The sequence below is a fragment of the Pseudomonas sp. Irchel 3F6 genome (assembly GCF_900187595.1).
Classification (GTDB): domain Bacteria; phylum Pseudomonadota; class Gammaproteobacteria; order Pseudomonadales; family Pseudomonadaceae; genus Aquipseudomonas; species Aquipseudomonas siliginis.
Window position 1 is genome coordinate 152,004 of record NZ_FYDP01000008.1, and the last position, 23,714, is coordinate 175,717.

The following is a 23,714-nucleotide window of genomic DNA, read 5'->3' on the forward strand; positions in this document are numbered from 1 at the left end:
CATGTCCCTACGCACCCTGCTCACCACCCTGCTGCTCGGCTGCAGTTTTTCGGTGCTGGCAGCCACAGAAATCGTCCCCCTCAAATACCACACCAGCGCTGATATGTTGCCAGTGGCGCAGGATTTCATCGGCCAGGACGGTCAGGTCAGCGCTTACGGCAATCAGCTGATCGTCAAAGCCGAGCCGGGCAAGATACAGGAACTGAAAGATCTGCTGGCGCAACTCGATACCGCACCGAAGCGCTTGCTGATCACCGTCGACACCAACGAAAACAATGGCCGCGGCGACGAAGGTTATTCGGTCAACGGCGCCCAGCCGAACCAGACCCGGATCATCAGCCGCAGCACCACCAGCCGCAACGGCGGCGTTCAGCAAGTGCAGACCAGTGAAGGCACTCCGGCGCTGATTCAGGTTGGCCAAAGCGTGCCGATCACCAACACCCAGAGCGACTCCTACGGCGGTTACAGCAGCGAGACCCAATACCGCAACGTCACCCAGGGTTTCTACGTCACCGCCAGCGTCACCGGCGAGACCGTTCATCTGGCGATCAGTACCAACCGTGACCGCATGAGCCAGGAACGTCCCGATGTAGTGAACGTGCAAAGCACCGACACAACCGTCACCGGACGCCTCGGCGAATGGATCACTCTGGCGGGCGTCAACAGCCAGACTCAGGCCGACAAACAGGGGCTGACCCGCAGCTACTCGACTCAAGGCCGGGATGACATGACCTTGCGGGTGAAAGTCGACACACTGGACTAAAGCACCGAAAACTGACTGATTAGTCGTATTAGACGAAAGATGTAGTGCCTTAAAAAAAGCACTACAAAACGTTTGACGAGGCCAAAAAGCGAAGGCATGATGGCCTCGCTCCCGCTAATCAGAGGCCCTGGCAAGGGCCTTCGAAGCGCCGTTCGCACCTATCCCGCGAACCGTTTCGTGTCTGTACCGCCCACAAGGTGTGTTTGACGAGGTTGCCGACTGGAACGAAGTTGTCCCGAGGGACGGAAGCGTATTTAGGTAACCCGGCTTCACGCTGCAGACCGTATAAAGGCCCACGACGCCGGAATGCGCCCGCACCGCGCCACTACCTGCTCACTTCCCCTCGAGCCCATCGTTCATCCCGTCGCCTACCCCGCCGAATCCGACTTGACCACCTAAGCTTCTGGTCAGCGAGCGCAGGAATTTTCCACCGCAGAACAACTTTTCATAAAAGACGCGACGAGGTTTATCTCCATGGCACTGACACGCGAACAGCAAATTGCAGCCCTCGAAAAAGACTGGGCCGAGAACCCGCGCTGGAAAGGCGTGACTCGCACTTACTCCGCTGCCGACGTGGTCCGCCTGCGTGGCTCGGTTCAGCCTGAGCACACCTTCGCGAAGATGGGCGCCGAGAAGCTGTGGAACCTGGTTACCCAGGGTGCCAAGCCGTCCTTCCGTCCAGAGAAAGATTTCGTCAACTGCATGGGCGCCCTGACCGGCGGCCAGGCTGTTCAGCAGGTCAAGGCCGGTATCCAGGCGATCTACCTGTCCGGCTGGCAGGTGGCTGCGGACAACAACTCCGCCGAATCGATGTACCCGGATCAGTCGCTGTACCCGGTTGACTCGGTACCGACCGTGGTCAAGCGCATCAACAACTCGTTCCGTCGTGCTGACCAGATCCAGTGGAAAGCCGGCAAGAACCCGGGCGATGACGGCTACATCGACTACTTCGCGCCAATCGTGGCCGACGCTGAAGCAGGCTTCGGCGGCGTACTCAACGCCTACGAGCTGATGAAAAGCATGATCGAAGCAGGCGCCGCCGGCGTTCACTTCGAAGACCAACTGGCTTCGGTGAAGAAGTGCGGCCACATGGGCGGCAAGGTTCTGGTGCCAACCCAGGAAGCCGTGCAGAAGCTGACCGCTGCCCGTTTGGCCGCTGACGTCGCTGGCACGCCGACCATCATTCTGGCCCGCACCGACGCCAACGCGGCTGACCTGCTGACTTCCGACTGCGACCCGTACGATCAGCCATTCGTGACCGGCGAGCGTACTCAGGAAGGTTTCTACAAGGTGCGTGCCGGTCTGGATCAAGCGATCGCCCGTGGCCTGGCTTACGCACCGTACGCCGACCTGATCTGGTGCGAAACCGCCAAGCCGGATCTGGAAGAAGCCCGTCGCTTCGCTGAAGCGATCAAAAAGGAATACCCGGACCAGCTGCTGTCGTACAACTGCTCGCCTTCCTTCAACTGGAAGAAGAACCTGGACGACGCGACCATCGCCAAGTTCCAGCGCGAATTGTCCGCCATGGGCTACAAGCACCAGTTCATCACCCTGGCCGGCATTCACAACATGTGGCACAGCATGTTCAACCTGGCGCACGACTACGCCCGCAACGACATGACCGCCTACGTGAAGCTGCAAGAGCAGGAATTCGCTGACGCCGCCAAGGGCTACACCTTCGTTGCGCACCAGCAGGAAGTGGGCACTGGCTACTTCGACGACATGACCACCGTGATCCAGGGCGGCTCGTCCTCGGTGACCGCGCTGACCGGTTCGACCGAAGAAGAACAGTTCCACTGATTCGGCTTCACCTGAGCAAACGGCCTTTGCGGATCGAATAAAAAGCTAACCGCAGAGCCGCAAGACTGACGCCCCGACTGGATCGGGGCGTTTTTTTGCCTGTTGGAATCTCAAAGCCCCCATAAATTTCCTGTGGGAGCGAGCCTGCTCGCGAAGGCGATAAGTCAGCTTGCACATCTGGAGGCTGATCCACCGCTTTCGCGAGCAGGCTCGCTCCCACAGGGCTACCGTCAGCCGAGAGATGGAACATTGATCTGAAGCGCTACAAGCGTCAGAAATTTCCGCTAAAACGGTAGGCTTCGCTACTTGCAGTAATGCGCAAGTAAGACAACTTCCCAGCCACTCACTCGTTAAACAGTTACAAAACCACTCCAAACGATATCAATTATCATTTAGCAGCAACTATGTTCGTTACAAAGCCTACAAAACATAATTGACGGAAACCCGGCTAATGCCCGCAACGCATGGGCCGCAGCGCCTTCAGGAGGCGCTATGTCCTTAATCCGGTAAATAATTTCGCCTTTGGAATTTTACTTGCCGGGTGTTTAGCCATAAAATCAGCCCGATTGATTGCTGCGACATATCGTCACTGCCTTATTTCTTTATCAAGCTCAGAGACCTTTGCTCTCTGTTAAGGATTACCAGCATGCCCGAAGCGACAGGACTCATGGCCCACAACTGGGGCTTTGCCATTTTCCTTCTGGGTGTCGTCGGCCTGTGTGCCTTCATGCTTGGCGTCTCCAGCCTCCTCGGGTCAAAAGCCTGGGGTCGCAGCAAAAACGAACCGTTCGAGTCGGGCATGCTACCTACCGGTGGCGCCCGCTTGCGGCTCTCAGCCAAATTCTATCTGGTCGCGATGCTCTTCGTGATCTTCGATATCGAAGCCCTCTTTCTCTTTGCATGGTCTGTGTCCGTCCGCGAAAGCGGCTGGACCGGATTCGTCGAAGCTCTCGTTTTCATAGCAATTCTGTTGGCAGGTCTTGTCTACCTGTTCCGAGTGGGCGCCCTTGACTGGGCTCCGGAAGCTCGTCGCAAGCGGCAGGCGAAGCTGAAACAATGAGGCTTTGGCAATGCAATACAATCTCACCAGGATCGACCCCGATGCTCCTAACGAGCAGTATCCGATTGGCCAGCGGGAAACCGTTGCCGATCCGTTAGAAGATCAAGTCCACAAAAACATTTTCATGGGCAAGCTGGAAGACGTGCTGAGCGGCGCGGTCAACTGGGGACGTAAGAACTCCCTGTGGCCGTACAACTTCGGCCTGTCGTGCTGCTACGTGGAAATGACCACCGCCTTCACGGCGCCCCACGACATCGCGCGCTTTGGCGCCGAAGTCATCCGGGCCTCGCCGCGTCAGGCCGACTTCATGGTTATCGCCGGTACCTGCTTCATCAAGATGGCGCCGATCATTCAGCGTCTCTACGAGCAAATGCTCGAACCGAAATGGGTTATCTCCATGGGTTCGTGCGCCAACTCCGGCGGCATGTACGACATCTACTCCGTGGTTCAAGGGGTGGACAAGTTCTTGCCCGTGGACGTCTACGTACCTGGCTGCCCGCCCCGTCCGGAAGCATTTCTGCAAGGCTTGATGCTGTTGCAGGAATCGATTGGACAGGAGCGTCGTCCGCTTTCCTGGGTCGTTGGTGATCAAGGCGTGTATCGCGCCGACATGCCATCGCAGAAGGAACAGCGCCGCGAACAGCGAATCGCAGTCACCAATCTGCGCAGCCCTGACGAAGTCTGATCCAGTTCTGTTCCAAGTAACGAGAAGCTGGCTTCATTCTTTACGTTGACCGAAAGCGAAAAAATAACCATGACTACAGGCAGTGCTCTGTACATCCCGCCTTACAAGGCAGACGACCAGGATGTGGTCGTCGAACTGAACAACCGTTTTGGCGCCGAAGCGTTCACCGCGCAGGCAACCCGCACCGGCATGCCGGTGCTGTGGGTGGCCCGTGCCAGACTGGTTGAAGTCCTGACTTTCCTGCGCAACCTGCCCAAGCCGTACGTCATGCTCTATGACCTGCACGGCGTGGACGAGCGTCTGCGCACCAAGCGTCAAGGGCTGCCAACCGGCGCCGATTTCACCGTGTTCTATCACCTCATGTCGCTGGAGCGTAATAGTGACGTGATGATCAAGGTGGCCTTGTCCGAAGGCGACCTCAGCATGCCTTCCGTCACCAGCATCTGGCCCAACGCCAACTGGTACGAGCGCGAAGTCTGGGACATGTTCGGCATCGACTTCAAAGGCCACCCGCACCTGTCGCGCATCATGATGCCGCCGACCTGGGAAGGTCACCCGCTGCGCAAGGACTTCCCGGCGCGCGCCACCGAATTCGATCCGTTCAGCCTCAACCTCGCCAAGCAGCAGCTTGAGGAAGAAGCCGCGCGTTTCCGTCCGGAAGACTGGGGCATGAAGCGTTCCGGTGCCAACGAGGACTACATGTTCCTCAACCTCGGCCCGAACCACCCTTCGGCGCACGGTGCGTTCCGCATCATCCTGCAGCTGGACGGTGAAGAGATCGTCGACTGCGTCCCGGACATCGGATACCACCACCGTGGCGCCGAGAAGATGGGCGAGCGTCAGTCCTGGCACAGCTACATTCCGTACACCGACCGTATCGACTACCTCGGCGGTGTGATGAACAACCTGCCGTACGTGCTTTCGGTCGAGAAGCTCGCCGGTATCAAAGTGCCGCAGAAGGTCGATGTCATCCGCATCATGATGGCCGAGTTCTTCCGGATCACCAGCCACCTGCTGTTCCTCGGTACCTACATCCAGGACGTCGGCGCCATGACCCCGGTGTTCTTCACTTTCACCGACCGCCAGAAGGCGTACACGGTGATCGAGGCGATCACCGGTTTCCGTCTGCACCCGGCCTGGTACCGCATCGGTGGCGTCGCCCACGACCTGCCGCGCGGCTGGGAAAAACTGGTCAAGGATTTCGTCGAGTGGATGCCCAAGCGTCTGGACGAATACACCAAGGCCGCCCTGCAGAACAGCATCCTCAAGGGTCGTACCGTCGGCGTCGCTGCCTACAACACCAAAGAGGCCCTGGAATGGGGCGTCACCGGTGCCGGCCTGCGGTCGACCGGTTGCGATTTCGACCTGCGCAAAGCGCGTCCGTACTCGGGCTACGAGAACTTCGAATTCGAAGTGCCGCTGGCCGTCAATGGCGATGCCTACGACCGCTGCATGGTCCGCGTCGAAGAGATGCGCCAGAGCATCAAGATCATCGATCAATGCATGCGCAACATGCCGGAAGGCCCGTACAAGGCGGATCACCCGCTGACCACGCCGCCGCCGAAAGAACGCACGCTGCAGCACATCGAAACCCTGATCACGCACTTCCTGCAGGTTTCGTGGGGCCCGGTCATGCCGGCCAACGAATCCTTCCAGATGATCGAAGCGACCAAGGGCATCAACAGTTATTACCTGACGAGCGACGGCGGCACCATGAGCTACCGTACCCGGATCCGTACTCCGAGCTTCCCGCACCTGCAGCAGATCCCTTCGGTGATCAAAGGCAGCATGGTCGCGGACTTGATTGCGTACCTGGGTAGTATCGACTTCGTTATGGCCGACGTGGACCGCTAAGCATGAACAGCACGCTTATCCAGACAGACCGTTTCACCTTGAGTGAAACCGAGCGCTCGGCCATCGAGCACGAGCTGCATCACTACGAAGACCCGCGCGCGGCGTCGATCGAAGCCCTGAAGATCGTCCAGAAAGAACGCGGCTGGGTGCCGGATGGCGCCCTCTACGCGATCGGCGAGATCCTCGGCATCCCGGCCAGCGACGTTGAAGGCGTGGCGACGTTCTACAGCCAGATCTTCCGTCAGCCGGTCGGCCGCCACATCATTCGCGTCTGCGACAGCATGGTCTGCTACATCGGCGGCCACGAGTCGGTGGTCAGCGAAATCCAGACCAATCTGGGCATCGGCCTGGGTCAGACCACCGCCGACGGTCGTTTCACCCTGCTGCCTGTCTGCTGCCTCGGCAACTGCGACAAGGCACCGGCGCTGATGATCGACGACGACACCTTTGGCGACGTGCAGCCTGCTGGCGTGGCCAAACTGCTCGAGGGCTACGTATGACCCTGACATCTTTTGGTCCAGCCAACCGCATCCAGCGCTCGGCCGAGACGCACCCGCTGACCTGGCGTCTGCGCGATGACGGCGAAGCCGTGTGGCTCGACGAGTACCAGGCCAAGAACGGTTACGCCGCTGCGCGCAAAGCCTTCGCCGAGATGGATCAGGACGCCATCGTCCAGACCGTCAAAGACGCTGGCCTCAAAGGCCGCGGCGGTGCCGGCTTCCCCACTGGTGTGAAGTGGGGCCTGATGCCCAAGGACGAATCCATCAACATCCGCTACCTGCTGTGCAACGCGGATGAAATGGAGCCGAACACCTGGAAAGACCGCATGCTGATGGAGCAACTGCCCCATCTGCTGATCGAAGGCATGCTGATCAGTGCCCGTGCGCTGAAAACCTACCGTGGCTACATCTTCCTGCGCGGCGAATACACCACCGCCGCCAAGCACCTCAACCGCGCCGTGGAAGAAGCCAAGGCGGCCGGCCTGCTGGGCAAGAACATTCTCGGTTCGGGTTTCGATTTCGAGCTGTTCGTCCACACCGGCGCCGGGCGTTACATCTGCGGTGAAGAAACCGCACTGATCAACTCCCTCGAAGGCCGCCGCGCCAACCCGCGCTCCAAGCCGCCCTTCCCTGCCGCCGTCGGCGTGTGGGGCAAGCCGACCTGCGTGAACAACGTCGAAACCCTGTGCAACGTGCCGGCGATCATTGCCGACGGCGTTGACTGGTACAAATCGTTGGCCCGCGAAGGCTCCGAAGACATGGGCACCAAGCTCATGGGCTTCTCCGGCAAGGTCAAGAACCCGGGCCTGTGGGAACTGCCATTCGGCGTCACCGGTCGTGAACTGTTCGAAGATTACGCCGGCGGCATGCGCGACGGCTTCAAGCTCAAGGCCTGGCAACCAGGGGGTGCCGGTACCGGTTTCCTCCTGCCGGAGCACCTCGACGCACAAATGTATGCCGGCGGTATCGCCAAGGTCGGCACCCGGATGGGTACCGGTCTGGCGATGGCGGTGGATGACAGCGTCAACATGGTCTCGCTGCTGCGCAACATGGAGCAGTTCTTCGCTCGCGAATCCTGCGGTTTCTGCACCCCGTGCCGCGATGGTCTGCCATGGAGCGTCAAGCTCCTGATGGCCATCGAACAGGGCAAGGGCCAGCCGGGCGACATCGAGACCCTGCTGGGTCTGGTCGGTTTCCTCGGCCCGGGCAAGACCTTCTGTGCTCACGCACCGGGTGCCGTGGAGCCGCTGGGCAGCGCGATCAAATACTTCCGTCCAGAGTTCGAAGCCGGTATCGCGCCTGTCAGCGCCGCCGTCCCGCCTCTGGCAAGGCCGATCGTAGTCGGCGCGTAAACGCTTAAAAAGGCGAAGGGTCCGCGCCCTTCGCCTTTCGTCCGATGACGCCCTCCGGGGCTGTTTGGATTCGGACGCATAACAAGATTCCATTAGCCACGCCCGCTGACACCGGGCCAACGAAGACCTTTGAACCATGGCCACTATCCACGTAGACGGCAAAGCGCTCGAAGTCGACGGGGCAGACAACCTGTTACAGGCATGTCTGTCGCTGGGCCTCGACATTCCATATTTCTGCTGGCACCCCGCGCTTGGTAGCGTCGGGGCCTGCCGCCAGTGCGCGGTCAAGCAGTACACCGACGAGAACGACACCCGTGGTCGTATCGTCATGTCCTGCATGACCCCGGCCACCGACAACACCTGGATCTCCATCGACGATGAAGAATCCAAGGCGTTCCGCGCCAGTGTTGTCGAATGGCTGATGACCAACCACCCGCACGACTGCCCGGTGTGCGAGGAAGGGGGTCACTGCCACCTGCAAGACATGACAGTGATGACCGGCCACAACGAGCGCCGTTATCGCTTCAGCAAACGCACCCACCAGAACCAGCAACTCGGCCCGTTCATTTCCCACGAAATGAACCGCTGCATTGCTTGCTACCGCTGCGTGCGTTTCTACAAGGACTACGCCGGCGGTACCGACCTCGGTGTATTCGGCGCCCACGACAACGTGTACTTCGGTCGCGTTGAAGACGGCACCCTCGAGAGCGAGTTCTCCGGCAACCTCACCGAGGTCTGCCCGACCGGCGTGTTCACCGACAAGACTCACTCCGAGCGCTACAACCGCAAGTGGGACATGCAGTTCGCCCCGAGCATCTGCCATGGCTGCTCGAGCGGTTGCAACATCTCCCCGGGCGAGCGTTACGGTGAACTGCGTCGCATCGAAAACCGTTTCAACGGTTCGGTGAACCAGTACTTCCTCTGCGACCGTGGCCGTTTCGGTTATGGCTACGTCAACCGCACCGACCGTCCACGTCAGCCGCTGCTGGCCGACGGCACCAAGCTCGGCCTCGACGCTGCGCTGGACAAAGCCGCCGACCTGCTGCGCGGACGCAACATCGTTGGTATCGGTTCGCCGCGTGCCAGCCTTGAGAGCAACTACGCGTTGCGCGAACTGGTCGGTGCCGAGCACTTCTATTCGGGTATCGAAGCCTCCGAACTGGAGCGCATTCGTCTGGTCCTGCAGGTGCTGAACGACAGCCCGCTGCCAGTGCCGAACATGCGCGACATCGAAGACCACGACGCGATCTTCGTCCTCGGCGAAGACCTGACCCAGACCGCCGCGCGTATGGCGCTGGCTCTGCGTCAGTCGGTCAAGGGCAAGGCTGAAGACATGGCCGAAGCCATGCGCGTACAGCCTTGGCTCGACGCGGCGGTGAAGAACATCGGCCAGCACGCGCTGAACCCGCTGTTTATCGCCAGCCTCGCCGAAACCAAACTCGACGACGTTGCCGAAGAATGCGTACACGCAGCTCCGGATGATCTGGCGCGCATCGGTTTCGCCGTGGCTCACGCGCTGGATGCCAGCGCGCCGGCCGTTGAAGGTCTGGACACCGAAGCCCTGGAACTGGCGCAGCGCATCGCCGATGCCCTGCTCGCCGCCAAGCGTCCGCTGATCATCGCCGGTACTTCGCTGGGCTCCAAAGCCTTGATCGAAGCCGCCGCGAACATCGCCAAAGCCCTGAAGCTGCGCGAGAAGAACGGTTCGATCAGCCTGATCGTGCCGGAGGCCAACAGCCTCGGCCTGGCCATGCTCGGTGGCGAGTCGGTCGACGACGCGCTGCAAGCGGTCATCGATGGCAAGGCCGACGCGATCGTCGTGCTGGAAAACGATCTGTACACCCGCACTGCCAACGCCAAGGTCGATGCCGCATTGAACGCCGCGAAAGTGGTGATCGTCGCCGACCATCAGAAAACCGCCACCACCGATCGCGCGCACCTGGTTCTGCCAGCGGCGAGCTTCGCCGAGGGCGACGGTACGCTGGTCAGCCAGGAAGGCCGCGCCCAGCGCTTCTTCCAGGTTTTCGATCCGCAATACATGGACGCGAGCATTCTGGTGCACGAAGGCTGGCGCTGGCTGCACGCCCTGCGCGCGACCCTGCTGAACCAGCCGATCGACTGGACGCAACTCGACCACGTCACCGCTGCTGTTGCCTCGAGCACCGCGCAACTGGCGCGCATCGTTGATGCTGCACCGTCGGCTGCTTTCCGCATCAAGGGTCTGAAACTGGCCCGTGAGCCGCTGCGTTACTCCGGTCGCACCGCAATGCGCGCCGACATCAGCGTTCACGAACCACGCACTCCGCAAGACCAGGACACCGCGTTCGCTTTCTCCATGGAAGGTTACTCGGGCTCCGCCGAACCGCGTCAACAAGTGCCATTCGCATGGTCGCCGGGCTGGAACTCGCCACAAGCCTGGAACAAGTTCCAGGACGAAGTCGGTGGTCATCTGCGCGCTGGCGACCCGGGCACACGCCTGATCGAAAGCACTGGCGACTCGCTGAACTGGTTCGCTGCTGCGCCGCGCGCATTCAATCCGGCGCCGGGCACCTGGCAGGCCGTGCCGTTCTACCACCTGTTCGGCAGCGAAGAAAATTCTTCGAAAGCCGCGCCGGTGCAAGAGCGCATTCCGGCTCCGTACGTGGCTCTGGCGAAATCCGAAGCGGATCGCCTCGGCGTCAACGACGGTGCCCTGCTGAGCCTGAACGTGGCCGGCCAGACCCTGCGTCTGCCGCTGCGCATCAATGAAGAACTGGGCGCCGGTCTGGTGGCATTGCCTGCGGGCATCGCCGGCATTCCACCGGCATTCGCCGGCGTATCCGTCGACGGTCTGCAGGAGGCAGCGCAATGACCTGGTTCACCCCTGAAGTGATCGATGTGATCCTGACGGTCATCAAAGCCATCGTGATCCTGCTGGCCGTGGTGGTCGCGGGCGCCTTGCTCAGCTTTGTCGAACGTCGCCTGCTGGGCTGGTGGCAGGACCGTTACGGTCCGAACCGCGTTGGCCCGTTCGGCATGTTCCAGATCGCCGCCGACATGCTGAAGATGTTCTTCAAGGAAGACTGGACCCCGCCGTTTGCCGACAAGGTGATCTTCACTTTGGCGCCGGTGGTGGCCATGTCCGCCCTGCTGATCGCCTTCGCGATCATCCCGATCACCCCGACCTGGGGCGTGGCGGATCTGAACATCGGCCTGCTGTTCTTCTTCGCCATGGCCGGTCTGTCGGTGTACGCGGTGCTGTTCGCCGGCTGGTCGAGCAACAACAAGTTCGCCCTGCTCGGCAGCTTGCGTGCCTCGGCGCAGACCGTGTCCTACGAAGTGTTCATGGGCCTGGCCCTGATGGGCATCGTGGTGCAGGTCGGCTCGTTCAACATGCGCGACATCGTCGAGTACCAGGCGCAGAACCTGTGGTTCATCATTCCGCAGTTCTTCGGCTTCTGTACCTTCTTCATCGCTGGCGTCGCCGTGACTCACCGTCACCCGTTCGACCAGCCGGAAGCGGAACAGGAACTGGCCGACGGTTACCACATTGAATACGCCGGTATGAAATGGGGCATGTTCTTCGTCGGTGAATACATCGGCATCATCCTGATCTCGGCGCTGCTGGTCACCCTGTTCTTCGGTGGCTGGCACGGTCCGTTCGGCATCCTGCCGCAACTGTCCTTCGTCTGGTTCGCACTGAAGACCGCGTTCTTCATCATGCTGTTCATCCTGCTGCGCGCTTCCATCCCGCGTCCGCGTTATGACCAGGTGATGGATTTCAGCTGGAAATTCTGCCTGCCACTGACCCTGATCAATTTGCTGGTGACCGCTGCGGTTGTGTTGTTGAACACGCCTGCGGTTGCGGTTCAGTGAGGATTTGACCCATGTTCAAATATATTGGCGACATCGTTAAGGGTACCGGTACCCAGTTGCGCAGCCTGGTCATGGTCTTCGGCCATGGCTTTCGCAAACGCGACACCCTGCAATACCCCGAAGAGCAGGTCTATCTGCCGCCGCGCTACCGTGGCCGCATCGTCCTGACCCGCGACCCCGATGGCGAAGAACGCTGCGTAGCCTGCAACCTGTGCGCCGTGGCCTGCCCGGTGGGTTGCATCTCGCTGCAGAAAGCTGAAACCGAAGACGGTCGCTGGTACCCGGACTTCTTCCGGATCAACTTCTCGCGCTGCATTTTCTGCGGTCTCTGCGAGGAAGCCTGCCCGACCACCGCGATCCAGCTGACCCCGGATTTCGAGATGGCCGAGTTCAAACGTCAGGACCTGGTGTACGAGAAAGAAGATCTGCTGATCTCCGGCCCCGGCAAAAACCCTGATTACAACTTCTATCGTGTTGCAGGTATGGCAATCGCTGGCAAGCCGAAAGGCGCTGCGCAGAACGAAGCCGAACCGATCAACGTGAAGAGCTTGCTGCCTTAAGGAAGAACGATGGAATTCGCTTTCTATTTCGCATCGGGTATTGCTGTGGTGTCCACGCTGCGTGTGGTCACCAACACCAACCCTGTGCACGCCCTGCTCTACCTGATCATCTCGTTGATTGCCGTGGCCATGACCTTCTTCGCCCTCGGCGCGCCGTTCGCCGGTGTGCTGGAAGTGATCGCCTACGCCGGTGCCATCATGGTGCTGTTCGTGTTCGTGGTGATGATGCTCAACCTCGGTCCCGCCTCGGTGCAGCAGGAACGCACCTGGCTCAAGCCCGGCATCTGGGCAGGACCGGTGATTCTTGCCGCGCTGCTGCTGGCCGAACTGCTGTATGTGCTGTTCGCTCACCAGAGCGGTCAGGCCATCGGCCACACCACCGTAGACGCGAAAGCCGTGGGCATCAGCCTGTTCGGCCCGTACCTGCTGGTGGTCGAACTCGCCTCGATGCTGCTGCTCGCCGCAGCCGTCACGGCGTTCCATTTGGGCCGTAACGAGGCGAAGGAGTAAGACATGCCTGCTATCCCTCTCGAACATGGTTTAGCCGTTGCCGGCATCCTGTTCTGCCTTGGTCTGGTCGGCCTGATGGTCCGCCGCAACATCTTGTTCGTGTTGATGAGTCTGGAAGTGATGATGAACGCCTCTGCCCTGGCCTTCATCGTTGCGGGCGCCCGCTGGGCGCAGCCGGATGGACAGATCATGTTCATCCTGGTGATCAGCCTTGCCGCAGCCGAGGCCAGTATTGGCCTGGCGATCCTGCTGCAACTGTATCGCCGCTTCCACACGCTCGATATCGACGCTGCCAGTGAGATGCGCGGATGAACCTACTCTTTCTGACTTTCGTATTCCCTCTGATCGGGTTCCTGTTGCTGTCGTTCTCGCGCGGCCGCTTCTCGGAAAACCTCTCGGCGCTGATCGGTGTCGGTTCGATCGGCCTGTCGGCCATCGTCACCGCTTACGTGATCTGGCAATTCAACGTCGCGCCGCCGGAAGGTGGCGTGTACACCCAGGTGCTGTGGCGCTGGATGTCGGTGGAAGGTTTCCAGCCGAACTTCGCGCTGTACCTGGATGGCCTGTCGGTGACCATGCTCGGCGTGGTCGTCGGCGTCGGCTTCCTGATCCACCTGTTCGCGTCCTGGTACATGCGTGGCGAAGACGGTTACTCGCGCTTCTTCTCGTACACCAACCTGTTCATCGCCAGCATGCTGTTCCTGATCCTCGGCGATAACCTGCTGTTCATCTACTTCGGCTGGGAAGGCGTGGGCCTGTGCTCGTACCTGTTGATCGGTTTCTACTACAGCAACCGCAACAACGGTAACGCGGCACTCAAGGCGTTCATCGTCACCCGCATCGGCGACGTGTTCATGGCCATCGGCCTGTTCATCCTGTTCCAGCAACTGGGCACGCTGAACGTCCAGGAACTGCTGGTACGTGCGCCGGAGCACTTCAAGGTCGGTGACTTCTGGATCGTTCTGGCAACCCTGATGCTGCTCGGCGGTGCTGTCGGTAAATCGGCGCAACTGCCGCTGCAAACCTGGCTCGCGGATGCGATGGCCGGCCCTACCCCGGTTTCGGCACTGATCCACGCCGCGACCATGGTGACCGCCGGTGTCTACCTGATCGCCCGTACCCACGGTCTGTTTGCCTTGGCGCCGGACATCCTGCACCTCGTCGGCATCGTCGGTGGCGTGACCCTGGTACTGGCCGGTTTCGCCGCGCTGGTACAGACCGACATCAAACGTATCCTCGCCTACTCGACCATGAGCCAGATCGGCTACATGTTCCTGGCACTGGGCGTTGGCGCATGGGAAGGCGCGATCTTCCACCTGATGACTCACGCCTTCTTCAAGGCCCTGCTGTTCCTTGCTTCCGGTGCGGTGATCGTTGCCTGCCACCACGAGCAGAACATCTTCAAGATGGGCGGTCTGTGGAAGAAACTGCCACTGGCCTACGCCAGCTTCATCGTCGGTGGTGCCGCGCTGGCCGCTCTGCCACTGGTTACCGCAGGCTTCTACTCCAAGGACGAAATCCTCTGGGAAGCGTTCGCCAGCGGTAACCAGGGTCTGCTTTACGCAGGTCTGGTCGGTGCGTTCATGACGTCGCTGTATACCTTCCGCCTGATCTTCATCGCGTTCCACGGTGAAGCCAAGACCGAAGCCCACGCCGGCCACGGCATTGCCCACTGGCTGCCATTGTCGGTGCTGATCGTGCTGTCGACTTTCGTCGGCGCGATGATCGTGCCACCGCTGCACGGCGTACTGCCGCAAAGCGTCGGGCATGCCGGTGGCGAAGCCAAGCACAGTCTGGAAATCGCCTCGGGCGCCATCGCCCTGGCCGGTATCCTGCTGGCAGCGCTGCTGTTCCTTGGCAAGCGTCGCTTCGTCACGGCGATCGCCAACAGCGGCATCGGCCGTTTCCTTTCGGCCTGGTGGTTCGCTGCCTGGGGCTTCGACTGGATCTACGACAAACTGTTCGTCAAGCCGTACCTTGCGATCAGCCATGTACTGCGCAAAGACCCGCTCGACCAGACCATAGGTCTGATCCCGCGTATGGCCAAGGGTGGTCACACTGCCCTGAGCCGCACCGAGACCGGTCAACTGCGTTGGTACGCCGCCTCGATGGCTGCTGGTGCCGTGCTGGTGATCGGCGCCATCGTGCTGGTAGCGGTCTGATATGAACCTTGCGAATTTGCGAAAGGAAACGAGCCCGTCATGATTCTGCCTTGGCTAATCCTGATCCCCTTCATCGGCGGCCTGCTGTGCTGGATGGGTGAGCGCTTCGGCGCTACCCTCCCGCGCTGGATTGCGCTGTTGACCATGACCCTGGAACTCGCGCTCGGCCTCTGGCTGTGGGCCCACGGTGACTATTCATTCGCACCGGCGCCGGGCGCCGATCCGACCTGGGCGCTTGAGTTCAAGCATGTCTGGATCCAGCGTTTCGGCATCAACGTGCACCTGGCCCTCGACGGCCTGTCGCTGTTGATGATCCTGCTGACCGGTCTGTTGGGTATCCTCTCGGTACTCTGCTCGTGGAAAGAGATTCAACGTCACGTTGGCTTCTTCCACCTCAACCTGATGTGGATCCTGGGCGGTGTGGTCGGCGTATTCCTCGCCCTCGACCTGTTCATGTTCTTCTTCTTCTGGGAAATGATGCTGGTGCCGATGTACTTCCTCATCGCGCTCTGGGGTCACAGTTCTTCGGACGGCAAGAAAACCCGGATCTACGCAGCGACCAAGTTCTTCATCTTCACGCAGGCGTCCGGCCTGATCATGCTGGTGGCGATCCTCGGTCTGGTGCTGGTCAACTTCAACAACACCGGCGTGATCACCTTCAACTACGCCGACCTGTTGAAAACCAAGATGTCGATGACCACCGAGTACATTCTGATGCTCGGCTTCTTCATCGCCTTCGCGGTCAAGCTGCCCGTCGTACCGTTCCACTCCTGGCTGCCTGATGCTCACGCCCAGGCACCGACAGCCGGTTCCGTCGACCTCGCCGGTATCCTGCTGAAAACTGCGGCCTACGGTCTGCTGCGTTTCGCCCTGCCGCTGTTCCCGAACGCTTCGGCGGAGTTCGCGCCGATCGCCATGACCCTCGGTCTGATCGGGATCTTCTACGGCGCGTTCCTCGCGTTCGCACAAACCGACATCAAGCGTCTGATTGCCTTCTCTTCCGTTTCCCACATGGGCTTCGTGTTGATCGGCATCTACTCCGGCAGCCAACTGGCGCTGCAAGGTGCAGTGATCCAGATGCTGGCGCACGGTCTGTCGGCAGCGGCGCTGTTTATCCTCAGCGGTCAGTTGTACGAGCGTCTGCATACGCGTGACATGCGTGAGATGGGCGGTCTGTGGTCGCGTATCGCTTACCTGCCGGCGATCAGCCTGTTCTTCGCGGCGGCGTCGCTGGGCTTGCCGGGCACCGGTAACTTTGTCGGCGAGTTCCTGATCCTGATCGGTTCCTTCGCCAGCGCTCCATGGGTCACGGCGATTGCCACTTCCGGTCTGGTGTTCGGTTCGGTCTACTCGCTGATCATGATTCACCGTGCCTACTTCGGCCCGTCTAAATCCGACGCGGTGCTGCACGGCATGGACGCGCGCGAACTGATCATGGTGCTCGGTCTGGCGGTGTTGCTGATTTACCTCGGCGTCTACCCGCAACCGTTCCTCGACACCTCTGCCGCCACCATGCATGGCGTGCAGCAGTGGCTCGGCACCGCCTTCTCTCAACTCGCTTCGGCCCGGTAAGAGCGCTATGGAATTCACGATTCAACACTTTATTGCGCTTGCGCCACTGTTGATCACCAGCCTCACCATTATCGTGGTGATGCTGGCAATCGCCTGGCGCCGCAACCACTCGCAGACCTTCCTGATTTCGGTGGCGGGTCTGAACCTGGCCCTGCTGTCGATCCTGCCTGCGTTGAAAGTCGCGCCTCTGGCCGTGACCCCGTTGCTGCAGATCGACGCGTTTGCCTGTCTGTACATGGCGATGATCCTGGTCGCCACCCTCGCCTGCGTCACCCTCGCCCACGCCTATCTGGGTGATGGCGGTTCGGGTTACCCGGGCAACCGCGAAGAACTGTACCTGCTGATCCTGATGGCCGCCGCCGGTGGTCTGGTGTTGGTCAGCGCGCAGCACCTGGCCGGGTTGTTCATCGGTCTGGAACTGCTCTCGGTACCGGTCTACGGTCTGGTCGCTTACGCCTTTTTCAACAAGCGTTCGCTGGAAGCCGGCATCAAGTACATGGTGCTGTCGGCCGCCGGTTCCGCGTTCCTGCTGTTCGGTATGGCGCTGCTCTACGCCGACGCCGGTTCGCTGAGCTTCGTCGGCATCGGTCAGGCCCTGGCCGCGACCGGCCTGCCAAGCCCGCTGGCGCAACTGGGCCTGGGCATGATGCTGATCGGTCTGGCGTTCAAGCTGTCGCTGGTACCGTTCCACCTGTGGACGCCCGACGTCTACGAAGGTGCTCCGGCACCAGTGGCGGCGTTCCTCGCCACCGCTTCGAAGGTCGCGGTGTTTGCGGTGATGGTGCGTCTGTTCCAGCTCTCCCCTGCTGCCAGCAGTGGTGTGCTGAGCGATGTGCTCAGCGTTATCGCGGTCGCCTCGATCCTGTTCGGTAACCTGCTGGCCCTGACCCAGAGCAACCTCAAGCGTCTGCTCGGTTACTCGTCCATCGCGCACTTCGGCTATCTGCTGATCGCACTGGTGGCGAGCAAGGGGCTGGCGGTAGAAGCCATCGGCGTCTATCTGGTGACTTATGTCATCACCAGCCTCGGCGCGTTCGGCGTGATCACCCTGATGTCCTCGCCGTACAACGGCCGCGACGCCGACGCCCTGTACGAGTACCGCGGCCTGTTCTGGCGCCGTCCGTATCTGACCGCCGTGCTCACCGTGATGATGCTGTCCCTGGCCGGCATTCCGCTGACCGCTGGCTTCATCGGCAAGTTCTACATCATCGCCAGCGGCGTCGAAACGCGTCAGTGGTGGCTGGTCGGCGCACTGGTACTGGGCAGCGCCATCGGCGTGTTCTACTACCTGCGCGTGATGGTCACCCTGTACCTGATCGAGCCAAACCTGCGTCGCCACGACGCCCAGCTGCACTGGGAACAGAAAGCAGGCGGCGTGATGCTGCTGGCCATCGCCCTGGTCGCATTCTTCCTGGGTGTGTACCCGCAGCCGTTGCTGGTGCTGGTACAGCAGGCTGGTCTGGCGGGCTGATTGCTCGGCTGATCTGGCTACACATGAAAACGGCACCTTCGCAGGTGCCGTTTTTTTTGTCCGGGATTTGTTGCACAGCAAACTACCCTCGACGAGTACCGCGCCTCACTCCCCTTGTCGACGCTTGCTCAGCCACTACTTTCCATAGCGGTTACGAATGGTCAGGCTTGCAGACTCTCCGTCGTAGTAGCTGATAAATATCCAGCCATCGCGAGCAGTAACATTTTCCATGGTTGGCTTGCCAGTCACCGCGACGGTCACCGGCACTCCCCCCGCCGGCAGCCCCGTGAAAGTGGAAACCGCGCGAATGCCATATCTCCAGAACGAGGCCGAACCTCCCATTTGCTGAGGGCCGAATCTTTCAGATACCTCAGCACTGTTATGCGCCAGCGACATGGGCAACTCCAGCGAACTGAATTCCAGCGCCGGCACCTTCAACCAGACTGCGAAATCGCCGGCACTGGTACTGTCGACGCAGTTCAGCAACCAGCTCACCCCGTCCTCGCCGAGCGTTTGCGGGATGCTCGGACTCAAGGTCACGCCTAGATCGGCCGCTTGCGCACTCAACTCCAGAACCACGTCCTGGCCGAGCAAAAAACTGCTGTCCTGGGGTCGCAAAGTCAATGTATGCGTGGCCCCAAGGCAGGGGTACGCCGGGGCACCACCGAACACCTGGGGCAACCCATCCAGATCAAACCTCACGGCGTCAGCCAAATCCCCCGCTTCCACTCGCCCGGGCAGCTCCCAGTCGGGCAGTATCGAACTGGCCAGACTCAAACCATAAAAACCACTGTTCGCCTCTTCGGTAGAAATATACCAATGGATTGACGATCCTTTGTTTATTGTCAGCGGCGTGCCCAGACCAGGGTTGAAAGTCAGGCCTCGTTCCTTCGCGCCCCAGAAGTTCTGCAAAGTGACGGTAGAGCCAATCAAAACACTGTCGTCGGCAATCTTCAGCTCCAGCTTATAGGGCAGGTTTTTTCTCAACAGCACGAGTTCGCTTGCAGGGTCGACGCGCTCAACGTCCAGATAAAGCTCTGCTGCCTGCGCCCAGACATCGTCCAGTACGGCATTCACTTCATAGAGTTCGGTCAAAATCACACCGGCGTTATCCTGAGTGACGTCCGCCAGAATTTCATGCTTGCCGACTGTCTCAGGTGTATAGCGATAACTGGTCCAGCCGTTGACATCGGTCTGCGTTGTCGCCAGCAATTCCTCCTCGCCATTGACGCGCCACTTCACCTCCACGCCAGCCGCTACCTCCCCGCTGACACCGGAGATGACCTGGATTCGCAACAGCACGCTCTGCTCGGTGCCCACCACCGGTGTACCGATGGCGGGTGTAGCGTCGCCAATGGCATACCGCGATTCGCTGACCTTGAAGGAGCGAGCCTCAGTCCAGTCGGACCAGTCGCCGTCGAATGTCTGCCGGGCCTGCACGGCGTAGTCTCCGAGGGGCCACGCTTTTTCTGCGGTCCAATTCCACCGGGTTGAACCGTCGACGATGGCAAACTCTTCCTTGGGATCAAGCGCATGACGCAGGACAATCTCACCTCCCGTTGCTCCTGTGCCTCGAATCCTCGGATAGCGTGATGTTTCGGAGTTCGCCCGTGGCGCTTCGATCGATGGAGTTGACGGGGCAGCCTTGACCGTAAACCGATGCGGCGCGCTCCAATCCGAATCAGTCCCACCGCTGGCCTGTTTAGCCTCAAGGACAATGGTGCCTGGATCCAACGGTTCCACCACTGTGAATGTCAGGATCCCGTCTGCACCCGCTGTCTCTTCGTGCAACGTCGCGCCGTTCTCAAAACGAACGGTTTGCAGCGCGCCTGGCAGGCCGGCGATCTTGAGGGTGGGATACCTTGAGGTTATGCCTCCCGCCTGTGGCTGCCGGAATTGAGGGGCGTCGGGCCTGTCCTCCCCTTCCACGGTGAAAGTGCACAAGTCACTGGGGTCAGAGTCCACGCCGTTTACTGTCTGGATGACGTAGACGGTGTTTTCGCCGGACGACCAATCCGCCGCCGGTGTGAAGTGGCGGTTGGCCCCACTGATGGTGAATTTGCCAGCCACCGGTCTGTTGGCCTCAGTGAGCATTTGCAAGCTGACGGCGCCTGACGCTACACCGGTGATTTTCAGAGATTGCTTCAGCGCGACCGGGTGGCTTGGCGGCTCGATAGCAGGCGTCGCCGGCTTGATGTAAAACTCAAGGACATCGGTTGCCTCAGACGTTGCTCCATTTACGCTCTGCCGCACCTTCATATCGTTGAAACCGGGCCGCCAAAGGTACTCGAAAAACCATGTGGTTCCACTGTAGGTCAGGTTGCCTTGCAGAAAGTTGCCAGCGGCATCTTGCACGGCGATCGTCGCTCCAGCCACGCAGGTTCCTTGCACCCTGAGATCGGCATGATGACTGGTGTGGGGTAAAGGCTGAGTGATTACGGGTGTGGGAGGCTTCTCTATTACCGAAACAGTGACCGGATCGCTTGGATGGGAAAGTACATCATCTACGATCTGTACCACATTGACTTTGGTGGTTCCTGTCCAGTCAATGGCCGGCGTGAAGGTGCGGAATTCGCCATCGCCGTTGAAATAACCCGGCACCGTTTCGCCGTCCTCGTAGAACATGTGCAGGGTCACGTCACCGGCATACACGCTGGAAATGCTCAGTTGGTGCTTCGAAGTGACAGGGTTGTATGGTGGTTGGATGAAGGGCTTTCGGGGAAGGATCTCTAATAAAACAGGATCGCTAAACTCGGAACCCACGCCGTTTATGTCCTGTTTTGTCATGACCTCGGTCCTCCCCGGTGGCCACCCGTATCTTGGCGTGAAGGTGGCGGGAGTACTGTAGCTGAATTCGCCATCCAGCCTGATGCCCGCTGCCGTGTACATTCGCAGGATGACGGGACCGTATGAACGTCCCCTGTTGATGTTCAGCACTTGATCCAATGTTGCCGGGATGGGTGGTTGTTCTATTTCGGGCTTCGGGGGAGGCGCGTAAACAGTGACAACAATACTTGGCTGCGACGTGCCACCGTCGACAGTCTGCACGACCACGATTTTGCGCGTGCCTGCCCAGTCCTCAGCGGGTGTGAAGATACGAGACGTGTCGACTCCCGTGAAATCACCTTCAATCGCCGCCCCGTCCTCGGTAAGCATTTGCAAGGTAACGGCGCCGGGGTCGACCCCGATAATGTTCAGTCGCTGTCTCGGCAAGGCAGGTTTTGGTGGCGGCTCGATTTCCGGCTTGGCGGGTATGACCAAAAACCTGACAACGTTGCTTGGTGCGGATGGCACTCCGTCGACGAACTGCACGGCCATGACCGCATTGTAGCCCGCTGGCCACCGCGGCGAGGGTTTGAACTTGCGTGGGGTTCCAGTGGTGAATTCGCCCGTCACCGGTGCGCCTGCTTCGGTAAGCATCTGCAACACACTGCCCGAGGAAGATGGAGGGGCCGACAAAAGCGTCAGTTGTAGGTCCGAGCTCACGGAGCCTGGCGGATTGGCAAGCGACAGTTCAGAGGGTTGTACCGCAAGGGTAACCAGATTGCTCCAATTGACGACGCCACCCACGACCTGGTGAACGCTGACCGTGGTTTTTCCCTGCTTCCACTCCTCCTTCGGGGTGAAGTACCGGACGGAGCCGCTTTCCAGGAAGGTGCCTTCAACCAATCCGCCGCCCTGTATGTACATTCGCAAGTCGTCATCGCTGGCCAGGAAAAAACTGATGGCCAGCTTTTCTTTCGCGGCTGCCGGATCAGATGGCGGAGCAATGAAGAGTTTCACCACTATAGGCACCAGCGCGCTTGGATTGGAGCGGACACCGCCTACGGTCTGTACGATTTTGACCTGGCTGGATACAGACCAGTCCTGCGCCGGGGTGAAGGTACGGGACGTACCACTTCCGGTAAATTCACCCGACACGCTTTCGCCAACTTCGTTGAACATTTCCAGCAAGGTAGCATCGGGTGAAACGAATTTGATACTCAGCGTCTGCCGGGCTGCAATCGGGACGGCGGGAGGCTCGATGACCGGTCTCGAGGGTCGAATCTTGACGGATACCGCACTGCTCGGGTCGGATGTCGCTCCGTCCACTGTCTGCACCGCCCTGAGGCTTGTGGTGCCTACCGCCCACTGTCCCGACGGTGTAAAAGTGCATGTGAAGCGATCGAAAGTGCCAACGACAATTTCGTCTTTGTCAGTGAATATTTGCACGGATGCCCTTTCGGGCCAGACATTCATAATCTTCAGCGCCTGTTTTACCGAGCTGGATGCGGGTGGAACTTCAATCCGTGGAGTTGGCGGTTTTACGTTGACGACGTAGGTATCTGACCAGTCAGAGCTCTGTCCGCTGACCGATGCCACCTGTTTTGCAGTGAGCAGATGCTTGCCAGGAAGCCACGCTTCAACACTGAGCGCCAACCAGGTGCCGTCCTGCCAGACAGTCGTGGCTAACTGAATTCCCTTGCTCTTGTCTTCAAGCCAGAGCTCAAGTTTCGCGCCCGCCAAGCCACCGCCGCCGTGGACGCTGAGTTTACGTTCCGGAGTAACAGTTGTGCCAAGAATGTGGGGCGCAAAAAGAACCGCAAAAGAGGAATGGACTGCCCAGCGAGAGGGTACATTCTCATAGAGCTGCAAGGCTGTTATCGAAAAGCTCTCGGTCATGGACAAAGGCTTTGTCAGGGGAGTCGTGCATCTGCCATGGTTGTCTACAATTGCAGCTCCGATCACCAACTCAAGTTGATCAACCTCATACAGTTTAACCAAGGCGCCTGGATAGCCTGTTCCACTTATTTGCGGCAGCGGCGAATGTACAACATGAGGATGCACGAAAATGGGAGGACGAAAGTCAACTTCAAAACTCATGGTTACCGAGGTATCTTTCGACTTGTCAGCACTAAGCTCATGATCAAACACAAACTTGAAATTGATCTCGGCCGAATGTTTGTTACCTGTTACGGAACCTCCACCACTGATAGCATGCCATCGACCATCCTGAATCGCATCATCGTTCGTCAGTTCCGTCTCAGGCCACCTCCCTGACGAGCTGAAACTCAAGTAGACATTGCCCTTTCGCCTGCCATTATTGGTGGCCGCGTACTGCTTCGCGTGACAAGTAAACAAAGTACCTGAAGGATTCCAAAAACATTCAACTGTAAGAAATGCCTCCCACGGAAGGAATAAATCCGGATATTTCACATGCATTGTAATTGTTGAAATAAGCCTGACATATCTTCCTTCGGCAGCCTCTCTCTGAGTAATTGAACTGTCTTCTTTCTTAGTGACGTCATTTTCCATTATGGCTTCTCGGATGAATAGGTTCATATCAGACAAACGCACAACGCCAGACAACAATCAAAACAGAGCGAAGCGTGCCTTTATATGGAAAGGAAACTTCAGTTCACAGTAATTCACTACAGAGCTCATTCACACTGTCATTCCTGACAGGCTTTTATAATAAATAGCGATTACCAGAACAAAACAAAATGACTTCTCATTATAAAAACAGAGATATCAAAGACAAAACGGACGAAACCGAAAACCAAGACAACCGAAGCCGCCAGCACATAAAG

The 23,714-nt window shown here is 59.5% G+C and carries 16 protein-coding genes; 15 read left to right on the forward strand and 1 reads right to left on the reverse strand.

The features are described from left to right. Position 1 precedes the first annotated feature (1 nt). The 15 genes from CKW30_RS23485 (at position 2) to nuoN (ending at position 18,144) form a co-directional block, all read left to right on the forward strand. The gene (locus tag CKW30_RS23485) at positions 2-763 is read left to right on the forward strand and encodes a secretin N-terminal domain-containing protein (RefSeq protein ID WP_024013416.1); all 762 of its coding nucleotides are present in this window, start codon (positions 2-4) and stop codon (positions 761-763) included. Positions 764-1,237: 474 nt separating this feature from the next. Then, complete coding sequence (gene aceA / locus CKW30_RS23490; RefSeq protein WP_016775277.1) at positions 1,238-2,563, forward strand: isocitrate lyase; 1,326 nt, start codon at positions 1,238-1,240, stop codon at positions 2,561-2,563. A 646-nt stretch (positions 2,564-3,209) separates the two neighbouring features. Beyond that, complete coding sequence (locus tag CKW30_RS23495; protein WP_003223812.1) at positions 3,210-3,623, forward strand: NADH-quinone oxidoreductase subunit A; 414 nt, start codon at positions 3,210-3,212, stop codon at positions 3,621-3,623. 10 nt (positions 3,624-3,633) lie between these two features. Further along, on the forward strand, positions 3,634-4,308 hold the full coding sequence (locus CKW30_RS23500; protein WP_016775278.1) for an NADH-quinone oxidoreductase subunit B family protein: 675 nt from the start codon (positions 3,634-3,636) through the stop codon (positions 4,306-4,308). Positions 4,309-4,377: 69 nt separating this feature from the next. Then, complete coding sequence (gene nuoC / locus CKW30_RS23505; protein ID WP_056788887.1) at positions 4,378-6,162, forward strand: NADH-quinone oxidoreductase subunit C/D; 1,785 nt, start codon at positions 4,378-4,380, stop codon at positions 6,160-6,162. A gap of 2 nt (positions 6,163-6,164) precedes the next feature. After that, a complete protein-coding gene (gene nuoE / locus CKW30_RS23510; protein ID WP_095182066.1) occupies positions 6,165-6,662 on the forward strand; it encodes an NADH-quinone oxidoreductase subunit NuoE in 498 nt (165 codons plus the stop codon). Beyond that, the gene (gene nuoF, locus CKW30_RS23515; RefSeq protein WP_024013417.1) at positions 6,659-8,014 is read left to right on the forward strand and encodes an NADH-quinone oxidoreductase subunit NuoF; all 1,356 of its coding nucleotides are present in this window, start codon (positions 6,659-6,661) and stop codon (positions 8,012-8,014) included. The genes nuoE and nuoF overlap by 4 nt, the downstream gene beginning before the upstream one ends. Before the next feature lie 136 nt (positions 8,015-8,150). Then, positions 8,151-10,865, forward strand: a complete 2,715-nt coding sequence (gene nuoG, locus CKW30_RS23520; protein WP_095182067.1) for an NADH-quinone oxidoreductase subunit NuoG — start codon at positions 8,151-8,153, stop codon at positions 10,863-10,865. Beyond that, positions 10,862-11,869: an NADH-quinone oxidoreductase subunit NuoH gene (nuoH, locus tag CKW30_RS23525; RefSeq protein WP_039763316.1), complete on the forward strand. Its 1,008-nt coding sequence runs from the start codon at positions 10,862-10,864 to the stop codon at positions 11,867-11,869. Before nuoG ends, nuoH begins: the two co-directional genes overlap by 4 nt. Positions 11,870-11,880: 11 nt before the next feature. Then, complete coding sequence (gene nuoI, locus CKW30_RS23530; protein WP_016775283.1) at positions 11,881-12,429, forward strand: NADH-quinone oxidoreductase subunit NuoI; 549 nt, start codon at positions 11,881-11,883, stop codon at positions 12,427-12,429. 9 nt (positions 12,430-12,438) lie between these two features. Next, the gene (gene nuoJ / locus CKW30_RS23535) at positions 12,439-12,939 is read left to right on the forward strand and encodes an NADH-quinone oxidoreductase subunit J (RefSeq protein WP_007951462.1); all 501 of its coding nucleotides are present in this window, start codon (positions 12,439-12,441) and stop codon (positions 12,937-12,939) included. 3 nt (positions 12,940-12,942) lie between these two features. Continuing rightward, complete coding sequence (gene nuoK, locus CKW30_RS23540) at positions 12,943-13,251, forward strand: NADH-quinone oxidoreductase subunit NuoK (protein WP_003180046.1); 309 nt, start codon at positions 12,943-12,945, stop codon at positions 13,249-13,251. Then, a complete protein-coding gene (nuoL, locus tag CKW30_RS23545) occupies positions 13,248-15,101 on the forward strand; it encodes an NADH-quinone oxidoreductase subunit L (protein ID WP_024013419.1) in 1,854 nt (617 codons plus the stop codon). The genes nuoK and nuoL overlap by 4 nt, the downstream gene beginning before the upstream one ends. Before the next feature lie 39 nt (positions 15,102-15,140). Then, positions 15,141-16,673, forward strand: a complete 1,533-nt coding sequence (nuoM, locus tag CKW30_RS23550; protein WP_016775285.1) for an NADH-quinone oxidoreductase subunit M — start codon at positions 15,141-15,143, stop codon at positions 16,671-16,673. A 7-nt stretch (positions 16,674-16,680) separates the two neighbouring features. Then, a complete protein-coding gene (gene nuoN, locus CKW30_RS23555; RefSeq protein WP_024013420.1) occupies positions 16,681-18,144 on the forward strand; it encodes an NADH-quinone oxidoreductase subunit NuoN in 1,464 nt (487 codons plus the stop codon). A 135-nt stretch (positions 18,145-18,279) separates the two neighbouring features. On the opposite strand, the gene CKW30_RS23560 is transcribed toward nuoN, so the two are convergent. Then, positions 18,280-23,439: a hypothetical protein gene (locus tag CKW30_RS23560; RefSeq protein ID WP_143498022.1), complete on the reverse strand. Its 5,160-nt coding sequence runs from the start codon at positions 23,437-23,439 to the stop codon at positions 18,280-18,282. Between the last annotated feature and the right edge of the window lie 275 nt (positions 23,440-23,714).